Raw genomic sequence first — 13,338 nt, 5'->3', positions numbered from 1 at the left:
GGAAATTTGGGGGATGCGTGAAAATCTTCGAATTTGCCTACGCCTTATAGCACAGTGCCAAAGCCCCTAGGAATCGGGGGAAAGTGTGAAGAATGCAGAAGTCATTTAGCATCCCTAAACTTCGGGATATAGTCAACAAGCTAAACTTTCCCGGTTCCTGACTACCAGACAGTATTTTTGGATAGGACTGGTCATCTAGATTTATGCTATTAGGATTAGTTTGAGAAATACAATCATCACTATAGCCAAAAAGTTAACAATGTAACTAGGCTTTAGATGAGCTTATATCTAGTATTCCCGAAAATCATACCATAACTACCAAGGTCTAGAAAAATTATTTAAGCCTGTTCATGCTATATCATAAATATATAGCGTTATCATAATTGAGGTAAATCTATTTCTCCTACCTTTAAACAATGTCTAAAATCTGTAGAACTTTCTCAAAGTTTATCTAATCTCTATCAAGATATTAATTTATTTCGTTTTAATGAGCAAACGGGGGAAATTTATATACTTGCTGGGGAAAAGATCGAAATTGTAATCGCTACTAATGGAAATTGGAGGTTCATTGATGAAACCGAATTTTGAAAGCATGACTCGACAAGAATTAAAAGCTTATGTTCTAAAAAATCGAGATGATCAAGAAGCGTTAAATATATTAATGGGTCGTCGTAGTCCTGATAATGAGGCAACCTGGTACGATTTTGCTGATAATCAAGAAGTAAGTCAAGACATTCTCAAACGGAAAATTAATCAAGAAATCAAAAATTGACTCAACTTTTAACTTCATATTCAATCAAAAATCCCCCACCAAAAGGCAGGGGATTTATTAATTATCTCATGCTAACTAGGAAGTTATTTAACCAAACTTACCAGCAGTCGAAGCAATGAGGAACGCCGCGTACGTCAGTACGTAACCCACAGTAAAGTGAGCTAAACCAACGATACGAGCTTGAACGATAGAAAGAGCCACAGGCTTGTCTTTCCAACGAACTAAGTTCGCTAAAGGAGTGCGTTCGTGAGCCCAGACAATGGTTTCGATCAACTCTTGCCAATATCCACGCCAAGAGATGAGGAACATAAACCCAGTTGCCCAAACTAAGTGTCCAAATAAGAACATCCAAGCCCAAACAGAGAGGTTATTAACACCGTAGGGGTTGTAACCGTTGATTAACTGAGCAGAGTTAGCCCATAGATAGTCACGGAACCAGCCCATGAGGTAAGTAGAGTTTTCGTTGAACTGAGCAACATTACCAGTCCAAACTCCTAAATGTTTCCAATGCCAGTAGAAGGTTAACCAACCCAAGGTGTTTAACATCCAGAACATAGCGAGGTAGAAAGCATCCCAAGCAGAGATGTCACAAGTACCACCACGGCCAGGACCATCACAAGGGAAGGAGTAACCGAAGTCTTTTTTATCGGGCATTAACTTAGAACCCCGTGCATCCAACGCACCCTTAACTAAGATTAAGGTGGTGGTATGTAAACCAAGGGCGATGGCGTGGTGAACTAAGAAGTCACCAGGTCCGATGCTCAAGAACAAGGAGTTGCTACCACTGTTAATAGCATCTAACCAACCTTGTAAATAAACAGGAGCAACAAAACCACCAGTGGCTAAACTGTCAGGGTTAGATAAGAGAGTATCAAAACCGTACAGTGCTTTACCAGAAGCAGCTTGTACAAACTGAGCAAATACAGGTTCAATTAAGATTTGTTTTTCAGGAGTTCCAAAAGCAACCACAACGTCGTTATGAACATATAAACCGAGGGTGTGGAAACCGAGGAAGAGAGACACCCAACTTAAGTGGGAAATAATCGCCTCTTTGTGTTCTAGCATCCGTGCTAAAACGTTATCTTTATTCGCTTCGGGATCGTAGTCACGAACGAAGAAGATAGCACCGTGAGCAAAAGCACCCGCCATCAAGAAGCCAGCAATGTACTGGTGATGGGTATAAAGTGCAGCTTGGGTGGTGTAGTCCTTAGCGATGAAAGCATAGGACGGTAAAGAATACATATGCTGTGCCACCAAGGAGGTAATAACCCCTAAAGAAGCCAACGCTAAACCAAGTTGGAAATGTAGAGAGTTATTAACGGTGTCATATAGATTGCGATGACCAGCACCTAATCTTCCACCGGGGGGTCTGTGGGTGTTAAGAATTTCCTTAATGCTGTGACCAATACCCCAGTTAGTGCGGTACATATGACCAGCGATGATGAACAGAACTGCGATCGCCAAGTGGTGATGGGCAATATCTGTCAGCCATAACGCCTCAGTTTGGGGATGGAAACCACCTAAAAAGGTTAAAATCGCGGTTCCTGCACCTTCTGCTGTTCCGAAAACATGACCAGCTGTATCGGGATTTGCTGCATACGCGCCCCAGTTACCAGTGAAGAAGGGTAATAACCCATCTGGATGAGGGGGGGTAAACAAGAAGTTATCCCAACCAACGTGCTGTCCGCGAGCTTCGGGGATTGCAACGTGAACTAAGTGACCAGTCCAAGCTAAGGAGCTAACTCCAAATAAACCAGCTAAGTGGTGGTTTAAACGGGACTCAGCATTTTTAAACCAAGCCAAGTTAGGACGGAACTTAGGTTGTAGGTGCAACCAACCAGCGAATAAGAACAAGGCGGATAAAACCAAGAGAAAAATAGACCCTTGATAAAGATCTCCGTTGGTCGTCATCCCAATGGTGTAGAACCAGTGGTATACACCGGAATAAGCGACGTTTACAGGATAAGAAGCACCTGCTTGGGTAAAGGCATCGATCGCACCTTGACCGAACTGAGGGTCCCAGATAGCGTGGGCGATGGGACGAATGTTGAGGGGATCGGTAATCCACTGCTCGAAGTTACCTTGCCAGGCCACGTGGAAAAGGGTGCCGGAGGTCCACAGGAAGATGATGGCGATATGACCAAAGTGGGAGGCAAAAATCTTTTGATATAGATTTTCCTCGGTCATTCCATCATGGGTTTCAAAATCGTGGGCCGTGGCTATCCCGTACCAGATCCGACGAGTGGTGGGATCTTGGGCGAGATCCTGGCTAAATTTTGGAAATTTAGTTGCCATAGCTTTTTAGGAAATTCTCCTCTCTAAAACAATGAGACTAATGCTCATTTTCTGATGTAATTTATATTTGTTGCGAAGGACAGAGGGGAAAAACAGGGTTAACGCCCTCTTTAATTTCGCAGGTTTGGTATCAAAGACCCAGAGCAAAAATTGCTTAGGTGTCCTTATTACCATAGATTAGCCAATTGAGAGGCTTCTTGCCAGGAAGAATGCCCAGGTGGTAACAATTCCTCCTAACAGGTAGTGAGCGACACCCACTGCCCGACCTTGAACAATACTCAAAGCACGGGGTTGAATAGAAGGTGCAACGTTCAACTTGTTGTGAGCCCAAACAATAGACTCAATAAGTTCTTGCCAGTAGCCACGTCCACTGAAGAGGAACATTAAACTGAAGGCGAATACAAAGTGTCCTGCTAAGAACATGATGCCATAGGCTGATAACGCAGAACCATAAGAATTGATCACGTTAGCAGCTTGCGCCCAGAGGAAGTCTCTCAACCAACCGTTGATGGTGATAGCACTTTGGGCAAAATTTCCCCCTGTAATATGACCGACGTAACCATTATCGGCAACACTTCCCCAGACATCTGATTGCATTTTCCAACTGAAGTGGAAAATTACGATAGATAAGGAGTTGTACATCCAGAATAATCCTAAGAATACGTGATCCCAACCGGATACTTGGCAAAGTACCACCCCGTCCTGGACCATCACAGGGGAAACGGAAGCCTAATTCGCTCTTATCGGGAACCAGGCGAGAACTACGAGCGTAGAGAACACCTTTGAGAAGAATTAAGGCAGTTACATGGATGGTGAAAGCATGGATATGGTGAACCATGAAATCAGCAGTTCCAAGAGTAATGGGCATCATAGCCACTTTACCAGCAACTGCTATGGTGTCACCGCCAAAGGCGTAACTAGCAGTAGCTAAACTATTAGGTGCAGTAGCACCGGGAGCTAAAGTGTGAATATTTTGTACCCACTGGGCAAAGATAGGTTGTAATTGAATGGCCGAGTCCGAGAACATATCTTGAGGACGACCTAAGGCTCGCATGGTGTCGTTGTGGATGTAAAGTCCAAAGCTATGGAAACCAAGGAAAATACAAACCCAGTTGAGATGGGAAATTATCGCATCTCTGTGACGAAGCATACGGTCTAAAAGATTATTAACATTCTTGGCAGGATCGTAGTCCCGAACCATGAAGATGGCTGCGTGCGCACCTGCACCCACAATCAAGAATCCACCGATCCAGGTATGGTGAGTGAATAGTGATAATTGGGTTCCGTAGTCGATCGCTTGGTACGGATAGGGAGGCATGGCGTACATATGATGAGCCACGATGATTGTCAATGACCCTAACAGTGCCAAGTTAAGAGCTAACTGAGCGTGCCAAGAGGTGGTCAAGACTTCATATAAACCTTTATGTCCTTCTCCTGTAAACGGTCCTTTATGAGCTTCGAGGATCTCTTTCATGCTGTGACCAATACCCCAGTTGGTGCGGTACATATGACCAGCGATGATGAAGAGAACTGCGATGGCCAGGTGATGGTGTGCTGTATCAGAGAGCCATAAACCACCTGTTACGGGGTTTAATCCACCTTTGAAGGTTAAGAAGTCTGAATAAACTCCCCAGTTTAAGGTGAAGAAGGGGGTTAACCCTTGGGCAAAACTTGGATACAACTCTGCCATTTTGCTGACATCGAAAAACTCATGAGGTAAAGGAATGTCTTCAGGAGCCACTCCAGCATCCAACAGTTTGTTTACTGGCAAGGATACGTGAATTTGGTGGCCTGCCCAAGAGAGGGAGCCTAAACCCAGTAATCCTGCTAGGTGATGGTTCATCATCGATTCCACATTTTGGAACCACTCCAATTTAGGAGCTTTTTTGTGGTAATGGAACCATCCAGCAAACAACATTAAACCAGCCATGACCAAGCCACCTATGGCGGTGCAGTATAACTGGTAACTGTTGGTGTACCCTGACGCTCTCCACAGGTAAAAGAACCCAGAGGTTATTTGAATACCGTGGAAACCGCCACCCACATCGGCGTTTAAAATACCTTGGCCGACAATGGGCCAAACTACCTGTGCGCTGGGTTTAATGGCAGTTGGATTGGTTAACCAAGCTTCATAGTTGGAAAATTTTGCGCCATGAAAATACATACCGCTTAACCAGACGAAGACAACGGCTAAATGCCCGAAGTGCGCGCTAAAGATTTTTCGCGAAATATCTTCTAAGTCACTGGTTTGACTATCAAAATCGTGTGCATCGGCGTGAAGATTCCAAATCCAAGTTGTGGTTTTGGGTCCTCTGGCCAAGGTACGGTCAAAGTGTCCTGGTTTCCCCCACTTCTCAAACGAAGTAGGTACTGGATCAACGTCGACTGCTACCTTAGCCTTAGCCTCAGTAACATCTGCCATGAGTGTTCTCCTCTCTCGACAATAAATTTAAGGTTTTCCTATTGAGGACATTGTAATAGAACATTAGCAAAAATAGTATATTTTGCTTTTCTTCTGATTGCCTTTAATCTGCCTGATTCATTTTTTGTTTCAGGTAGGGGCTCTGTAACCTGATCATAAATCTTAAAGAATACTAAATGTCTTTTTAGTTTAGAAAACTTAACAATAGTTAAAATTACCCTTAATCCTTGATGGATACTTGCTTCCCGAAACAACAAAAAGAGTCATAAAGTCAAGAAACTTGACCCTTCCTTTACAAAAATTAATGTATCAAAATATTTTTTAATAAAATGTCGATATTTTTGATATTTCGAGGATCGAGTATCAGTTTTGAGGAAAGCAAAATACTGTAGGAATACTTACTATTCTATCTTTAATTATCATTGATAAATATCAATGAGTGTAGATTTGTTAAGGGAGGGTTGTTGATCTTGCTGAGTCAAAGAAATTTTTCCCGGCTAAGGCTTGCCATTTCTTAGGTATATCTGCTATTGTTAGATTTAGGGAAGAAAACTTTGTTTGATAGAGGTAAATTCCCTTTTTCACTAATTCAACAAGAACTTATTAATTGCTGTAGCTACCCCGTCCTTTTCCACATGGGGAGCAACCCATTGACTAACTTCCTTAACTGCTTCGGGTGCGCTTCCCATAGCAACACCTAACCCTGCATATTCCAACATTTCCAGATCATTAAAATTATCACCGATCGCCATTACTTGATTAGCGTCTATTCCTAATAATTCTTCTGCCAAAAAACGAACCCCGAACCCTTTACTTGCTTGGGGGTGAGTTGCTTCAAAATAAATAGGAGTTGATTGGGTCAAATAAAGTTGTTCACGGGGATAAACTTGTTGTAAATTCGCTAATAAATTGCCGATTGATTTAGGCTCACCAATGGCTAAAATTTTAGTAGTTTCTTGTTCTAAAATTGAGCGTAAATCTTTAACTAAAACTGGTTCTGTCCCTGATCTTTTACGATAAATTTCAGTTTTTTTTGTTATCTCTTGTACATATAAACGATCATCAATATAACAATGAATTTCTAGTTTATTTAACCAATCAGGTTGTTGAAAATAATCCAATAATTGATAAGAAACCTCAGAATCAACAGGAAAATGATGATGACGCACTCCTGTTAAAGGACATTGAATCCAAGCACCATTATAAGCAACAATGGGTAAATCAGAAGCAATTAACTCATGAAAACGCTTAGCAGAATAATACATCCTTCCCGTTGCTAAAGCTACCCTAATCCCCTGACTTTGTACTAATTTAATAGCTTGTTTAACCCCATCACTAACTGTATTTGAGCGACCGGCGATCGTATCATCAATATCCAAAACTAAAAGACGAATATCCATAATTTAATCAACAAAAAATAATTAGTTAAACAAAAAAAAGAGGCGAACTCTCGCCCCTTTATCGTCCTTTAAATTACTGTTCCATCTGGGATTACAGCATTTTTGATAACCACAACAATGCCATTACGAATATAGAAACCGTCATCTTCACGATTAGATTCCTCTATATTTTCCTTATTAACAATGTTGACATTGGTGCCAATGCGGGCATTTTTGTCAACGATCGCCCGTCTGATAGTGCTACCTTTGCCAATACCCACAGGAATTTTACCTTGATCCAGCAGAGACTGACGAGTATCTAAAGATTCATAAAAATCCGCTCCCATGAGCAAAGAATCTTCAACCACACAATCACTTTCGATGCGACTACGAATCCCCAAAACAGAGTTATTGATACGACAATCTTTGATCATGCACCCTTCACTGATCATGGACTCAGTAATATTGCAATTAAGAACCTTAGTAGGGGGTAAATTGCGCGCACGGGTGTAAATAGGAGCCTTTTCGTTATAGAAGCTAAAACGAGGTAAGGGCTGGCGGTTAAGAGCCAAATTCGCCTCATAGAACGCTTCAATGGTTCCGATATCTTCCCAGTACCCTTTAAATAGATAAGCTTGGAGATTATAATCCTTAGCAGAACCTGGAATAATCTCTTTACCAAAATCAGTTTGTTCTGGGTTATTTCTCAGCAAGTCAGTCAACGCCTTTTTATTGAAGACGTAGATACCCATAGATGCGATATAAGGGCTTTCTTTAGCCTGTTCTGGGTTCAACCCCAAAATTGAGGTATCAACCTGCATCTGTTTTAATGCGTCCCCTTTGGGTTTCTCAGAAAAATCGACAACGCGGCCACTGTCATCGATTTTCATTAAGCCAAAACTGGAGGCTCGTCTTTCATCAATGGGAACTACAGATAGGGTGATATCTGCACCAGTTTCCTGATGTCGTCTGACAAAATCACTATAATCCATGCGATAGAGATGATCACCAGACAAGATTAAATATTGATCCACATCCCATTCATCAAACAACCAAAGATACTGACGTACAGCGTCCGCCGTTCCTTGGAACCAACTGGGGTTTTCCGCTGTCTGTTGCGCTGCTAAAACTTCCACAAACCCATCGCTAAAGCCAGTAAAGTTATAGGTTCGTGTTAGATGTCGATTCAAAGAAGCGGAATTAAATTGAGTTAAAACGTAGATTTTGAGTATTTCTGCGTTAATACAATTGCTAATGGGAATATCAATTAAACGGTATTTCCCGGCTAAGGGGACAGCAGGTTTGGCCCGTAACTTAGTTAAGGGATACAAGCGCGTACCTGCGCCACCACCGAGTATGATTGCTAGAACTTTCTTCACAAGATAACCTCGCGATTGCCTGTTACACCTCTCAAGTCAAGTTTAGGACTGTAGGGGACAAATGGGAAGTGGGTGGAGTTCGGAGTTCGGAGTTAGGAGTTCGGAGTTCGGAGTTCGGAGTTCGGAGTTCGGAGAGTGGGGGGGAGTTTAATTTTTGTTGAAAGCGATCGCAACACAATTATTCTGTTAACTACTACAGTAAAGATAAGTGGCGATAATTGTCCTCAGGTGTTAACTCTGATGCCTGACGATGATCCTTATCAAGCACTGAGAAACGTTGCAGGGGCGTTAGTACCGGGTAGTTTACCCACTTATCAGTGTAATGATCCTAATAACTGCCCTCCAATTGAAGATTTTAGTATTTCTGTTGAAGATCAACTCTAGAAGGTTTTGTCACTTCGTAGGGTGGGCAAACTTTGTCAGATGATTAACACTTCTAGGAAGTATCTGTTTTGCCCACCACGAGATCCCCCCTTTAGTTCCCCCCTTATTAAGGGGGGTTAGAGAGGATCAGTTTCAACATTAATTCTCACAACTGAAACCTGATTCCTATATGGAGGATTTAATATTATTCAACCCCCCACATAAATCTCACATTTGCCCACCCTACAGTAACACATTTGTATTACTTGCTGAATCAAAAATATAACGATCCGCCAAAGGCGGAACCAAAAAAGGAAAAAGGAGAAAAAAGGAGAAAGGGCAAGAGGGAAAGAGGATAAAGGATCAAAGATTTCTCCCGAACACACATACTACCCGAAAACCGTAATAGAAGTCGTGGTTGCCGCGCGAACTGTTGAGGACGCGGAACGCAGAACGGCAGATATCAGGATAGTAGCCCCAAGAACCGCCCCGAAGCACTGATTTTAAATCATCTTGCCTATTTTTAGCTAAATATGCTAAATCGTATTCCAGCCAAGCACTGCCATCATTGGGCGCACCATTATAGTTATCATGCCAATCATCGGCACACCATTCCCAAACATTACCGTGCATATCGTACAACCCAAACCCATTAGCTGGAAAACGATATACAGGGGTTGTTTCCCCTTTATATACTCCCTTGGGTCCACAACCATAGGTTTTGTTGCCATTATAGTTAGCTAAACCGGTGGCGATGGTTTCCCCAAAGTAGAAGGGGGTGGTTGTTCCTGCACGACAAGCATATTCCCACTGTGCTTCTGAGGGTAGGGTATAGTTCCGTCCCGTTAGTTTCGAGAGTCGCTGACAAAACTCTACACAGCCATACTAACTAGCCGTTTCTACTGGGCGATCGCCTCCTATAAAATAAGAAGGAGCTGGTTCAAGATCAATATTTACTTTCAACTCTGTAGCTTTAGCGATCGCATACCATTGCTCTTGTGTCACGGGATATTTCCCCATGTAGTAACTGGAAAGATCAACTCGATGTTTTGGTTTTTCGTCATCAAATCCTTCTCCTCCCATCACAAAACTACCCCCAGGTATTGCTACCATTTCTAAGTTCACCCCATCAGCTAACTTTTCTTTGAACTGTTTAGCAGTACCTGATCTTGTAATTAGTCCTTGAAAAGTACCATTTTCTACCTTGACTTTCTTGGTTTCAAATGTAAATTCTTCTAGGGTAGGATGTTCATTTTCCTTGGATGGTTTTGGTTCTTGTTTGGGTTTTATAGGGGTAGAACTAGGTTTAACTGAAACTGTAGAATTTTCTTTTTGTCTAGGTGGTTGTCTTATTACAGGAGTAGAACGGGGTATAGGTTGAATAGTATTACTTCTTCTCTGTTTCTTAAGAGACACCAAAATTATCTTAAATGTGAAAAAAGTAAAACAAGGACCAAGCAAAAGGAATAAAATCAGCTTAAAATTAGTGGAGAAAAAAGAAGAGAAAACACTTGGTTTAAAGCTGACAGTAGAAGGTTGAGAGTCGATATAAGCAAAATAACTTTCTATAGGAACACCCCATTTAAAATGGTTAATGCTTCCTGACAGTGATTGAGTATCGGGACTACCTTGACTACTATTCTCTAAGCTATCCATCACCACATCCGTTTTACCATGAACAGCCACTACCCGACCCCATTTATTAATCACTGGGCCACCACTCATCCCTTGTATAGTGGTCATCTCATAGGATATAGCGTAACCTTCTGCTAAGGGAGGATCTTCGATGTTAGTAACTTTTCCTTCTGGAAATTGTAGAACTAATGTTGTTTCCCCGTCTCGTCTAGGATAACCTACCATTGCCACAGTATCACGTATCTTTATCTGAGGAGACTTATTTAATTTTAGGGGAGTATAGGGACAGTTTTCTTGATCATCAACTTGAAAAGTAACCAACGCTAAGTCTTTACCTGGTATTGGCTCAATATTAGCTGCCTTAAACAACTTTTTATCAAGATGAGGAGTTATATTAATCTGTTTACTACGCCTTACTACATGAGCAGAGGTTAATACTTTACATTGTCCCTTAGCTTTAACAAAAAATCCTGTTCCGTGTCCTTTTTTATCCCCATAAGAGATTAAAACAATACTATTTTTAGTTTCCTCAGCAATATCAGATGAAGGTTTAGTTTGACACCCTGTTAAAATGAGAAGCATCAAAGCAGAAGTTAAGAAACTGCGCCAAAGTATCATATCTATGTATGGAAATTTCTAGAACTGTTTACTATATTATAAAGTGCTTGCCAAAAAATATACTTACATAATCCAATAATGACTAAATTTTTTAACAAAATATTTTTGCTTCGTAGGGTGGGCAAACTTTGTCAGATAATCAACACTTCTAGTCAATATCTATTTTGCCCACCATCTTCACAGTTTAACCTAATATAGCGTTTCTCGGACTCAATATGTACACCTAATATTGCGCCTCCGAACTCCGAACTCCTAAAACTTTGGTTAGAAATATAGCAGTCAGGTTTCGGTTTTGAGAATTAAGTTTAAGTATTAAATCCCCCCTTTAGTTCCCCCCTTTGTAAGGGGGGAACTAAAGGGGGGATCTCGATGATCTCATGAATCATTACTGACTGCTATACATTAATTATAGTTAAAAGCGATGGCAAAAATAGACAGATTCGGGATGTATTATTATCTACATTTAATAGTTATCTTAGTTTGATTGTAACCACTGAATTATAGGTAATGATAAAGGACTTCGTTTACGAATTTTAGGGTTAATGGAGACGTGCTTAGTTGTTGCCTTAGCTATCAATTTTTCTAAATTGCTTTCGTGAAAAACTTGATAATTTATCTCAAATTCTGTTTCATTTAATTGAACTGGTGTTAAATTAATTTGTATGCGATCGCCGCAAAATAAAGGTTGATAAAAATCAATTTCAGCATAAATAATAGGAATAGCTATATCCGAATTTGTGAAAAAGGTTTTTAAATCAATTACTGCTACTTGTAAGCTATTTTCATAAGCTTCATGACAAATAGATAATAAAGCAGCAAAATACACAACTCCGGCTGCATCTGTATCAGAAAAATGAATGGTTCTATAGTAAGTCATTAACTAATTTTGGCTATGAGTTTAGATTAAATTCTAATTGACTTTGAATAGCAATCTCTTTAATAATATCTGATATTTTACCCTGCTCAATAATTATGTCAATATATTCATGTAACATAGGAAGATTAATTATTTCCTCAACAGAGTTTAAGTAATGATTAACAATTGCTTTTACTTTATATTTAAGTTTAGCTTCTTCTTGGATTTTTTCCTTAATCTTTTCTGGTGTTTCATTGGATTTTACAACAAAAGTAATGGGATATTTTTGCACCTTATCAATATCTAAAAAATATTTATTAACGTCTATAGTTTCTGTAACTTGAAAAAAACGACTTAATGGTTTCATTACAAAATCAATACCACCATCATTAGCGTTAGTTCGACCAGTTTTATAGAGGATTAAGTTATCTTCAGTAAGCTCTTCTAAAGAATAATCCCAAAATATTTTTTGTTCTCCATAAAAAGTTTTAAGAATTCCATAACTTGTAATTTCAAATACTCTTGCATCTACATTAGGTCGTAAAAGACTTTTAATAAAATTTACTGCTTCATTGTTATCTTTATTTTCAATTTCTAATAATTCATCACAATAACTCATAAAATCTCTAAATGATTGTTGACGTGCATTGACGTAAGCATCTATTATTTCCTTGATAACTATCGCAATATTATAATTAACTTTTGCAACTTTTATAATCAATAAGTTTTCATTAATCCAGTAACGACTGGTTTCTAAATCTCTTAAAATAGGTTTTTGTCCAAGAGTCGGGAAATATTTAGTAAATTCCATGTTAAGACGATGATTCAGTGCATGATTTTGTAACTTTTCTCCAAAGGGTAATTCTCGTTGACGACGGAATAAATCTGAAAATCTTGCCCCTTCATAGTCTTCGTAATTTTTTTGATTATAAAACCCTTTATTAATATAATCTTCAACTAAGACATAAAGTGCATAATGATTACCAACAGATAGTCTAGACTTTGAACCTTTATTTGCTGATTTTGTTTTAATATTCAAATATTGTAACAAGGGACTATTTTGAAAAATATCCTCAGCATTTTTATCAAAATATTTGTTCAACATTTCAAAAATAACTTGAGTAAATTGGTGATTATTGGTCATCTTTAAATAATTCTAATTGTTGGTGATTTTTTTGATAACTTTTTAAAGGTTTTTGTAAAAAAATACCATTATAATATCTAGAAATGCCTAAACGTCTTAAACCAATTTTTATGTAATCTTCTTCAATTTCAATTCCAATAGATTTTCTTCCCAATTTTTGAGCAACTGCTGAAGTGGTAAAGGTTCCCGAAAAAGGATCAAGAATAGTATCTCCAACATTACTACTTGCTAAAGTAATGCGTTTTAAAAGTGCTTCTGGTTTTTGAGTTGGATGTTTTTCATATTCTTCCATACGATAACGAACTCTGGGAAAATACCAAACATTTCCAGGAACTTTGTGAGAATTATAAACTTGAGGAATTGCTCTACGGTAATCAATTAATTTCCTTTTTGAACCTGTTTTTGCTTCTATTTTGATATCATCTCTATTAAAGGTATATGATTTAGTATTTTTGACACCATGAATTATTGGTTC

9 protein-coding genes and 2 pseudogenes are annotated in these 13,338 nt (G+C 39.4%); 3 read left to right on the top strand and 8 right to left on the bottom strand.

All coding sequences use genetic code 11. From position 1 onward, the window contains the following. Positions 1-396 precede the first annotated feature (396 nt). On the top strand, positions 397-588 hold the full coding sequence (locus CWATDRAFT_RS41965; protein WP_071905637.1) for a DUF6888 family protein: 192 nt from the start codon (positions 397-399) through the stop codon (positions 586-588). Between the two features lie 4 nt (positions 589-592). Next, positions 593-772, top strand: a complete 180-nt coding sequence (locus CWATDRAFT_RS23880) for a DUF6887 family protein (RefSeq protein WP_232287186.1) — start codon at positions 593-595, stop codon at positions 770-772. An 87-nt stretch (positions 773-859) separates the two neighbouring features. Here the strand turns inward: CWATDRAFT_RS23880 and psaB are convergent, their stop codons facing one another. From psaB to CWATDRAFT_RS23855, 4 genes and pseudogenes are all read right to left on the bottom strand, one after another. Next, complete coding sequence (gene psaB / locus CWATDRAFT_RS23875; RefSeq protein WP_007307412.1) at positions 860-3,067, bottom strand: photosystem I core protein PsaB; 2,208 nt, start codon at positions 3,065-3,067, stop codon at positions 860-862. Positions 3,068-3,244: 177 nt separating this feature from the next. Continuing rightward, positions 3,245-5,489: pseudogene (psaA, locus tag CWATDRAFT_RS23870) on the bottom strand (photosystem I core protein PsaA). A 584-nt stretch (positions 5,490-6,073) separates the two neighbouring features. Continuing rightward, on the bottom strand, positions 6,074-6,889 hold the full coding sequence (locus tag CWATDRAFT_RS23860; protein ID WP_007307410.1) for a Cof-type HAD-IIB family hydrolase: 816 nt from the start codon (positions 6,887-6,889) through the stop codon (positions 6,074-6,076). 68 nt (positions 6,890-6,957) lie between these two features. Then, on the bottom strand, positions 6,958-8,247 hold the full coding sequence (locus CWATDRAFT_RS23855; RefSeq protein ID WP_007307409.1) for a glucose-1-phosphate adenylyltransferase: 1,290 nt from the start codon (positions 8,245-8,247) through the stop codon (positions 6,958-6,960). Positions 8,248-8,382: 135 nt separating this feature from the next. On the opposite strand from CWATDRAFT_RS23855, the gene CWATDRAFT_RS34485 reads away from it, so the two are divergent. Next, positions 8,383-8,631 (top strand): hypothetical protein, encoded by a 249-nt coding sequence (locus CWATDRAFT_RS34485; protein WP_007307413.1) that lies wholly within the window; start codon positions 8,383-8,385, stop codon positions 8,629-8,631. 342 nt (positions 8,632-8,973) lie between these two features. Here CWATDRAFT_RS34485 and CWATDRAFT_RS41960 read toward each other — a convergent pair. From CWATDRAFT_RS41960 to CWATDRAFT_RS23830, 4 genes and pseudogenes are all read right to left on the bottom strand, one after another. After that, positions 8,974-10,827: pseudogene (locus CWATDRAFT_RS41960) on the bottom strand (SUMF1/EgtB/PvdO family nonheme iron enzyme). A gap of 511 nt (positions 10,828-11,338) precedes the next feature. Then, on the bottom strand, positions 11,339-11,740 hold the full coding sequence (locus CWATDRAFT_RS23840; protein WP_007307406.1) for an acyl-CoA thioesterase: 402 nt from the start codon (positions 11,738-11,740) through the stop codon (positions 11,339-11,341). A gap of 13 nt (positions 11,741-11,753) precedes the next feature. Continuing rightward, on the bottom strand, positions 11,754-12,863 hold the full coding sequence (locus tag CWATDRAFT_RS23835; protein WP_007307405.1) for a hypothetical protein: 1,110 nt from the start codon (positions 12,861-12,863) through the stop codon (positions 11,754-11,756). Further along, on the bottom strand, positions 12,853-13,338 hold a 486-nt coding region (locus tag CWATDRAFT_RS23830; protein ID WP_007307404.1), incomplete at its 5' end, for a DNA methyltransferase. The genes CWATDRAFT_RS23830 and CWATDRAFT_RS23835, both read right to left, overlap by 11 nt.

It is taken from the genome of Crocosphaera watsonii WH 8501, assembly GCF_000167195.1.
GTDB classification, from domain to species: Bacteria; Cyanobacteriota; Cyanobacteriia; order Cyanobacteriales; family Microcystaceae; genus Crocosphaera; species Crocosphaera watsonii.
Note: the sequence above shows the minus strand (reverse complement) of the source record. Positions and strands in the feature narration are given on the sequence as shown.

Bases quoted from the DNA above. Each gene is read 5' to 3' on its own strand.
- CWATDRAFT_RS23880 (WP_232287186.1), top strand. From the start codon at position 593: ATGACTCGACAAGAATTAAAAGCTTATGTTCTAAAAAATCGAGATGAT.
- psaB (WP_007307412.1), bottom strand. From the start codon at position 3,067: ATGGCAACTAAATTTCCAAAATTTAGCCAGGATCTCGCCCAAGATCCC.
- CWATDRAFT_RS23860 (WP_007307410.1), bottom strand. From the start codon at position 6,889: ATGGATATTCGTCTTTTAGTTTTGGATATTGATGATACGATCGCCGGT.
- CWATDRAFT_RS23840 (WP_007307406.1), bottom strand. From the start codon at position 11,740: ATGACTTACTATAGAACCATTCATTTTTCTGATACAGATGCAGCCGGA.
- CWATDRAFT_RS23835 (WP_007307405.1), bottom strand. From the start codon at position 12,863: ATGACCAATAATCACCAATTTACTCAAGTTATTTTTGAAATGTTGAAC.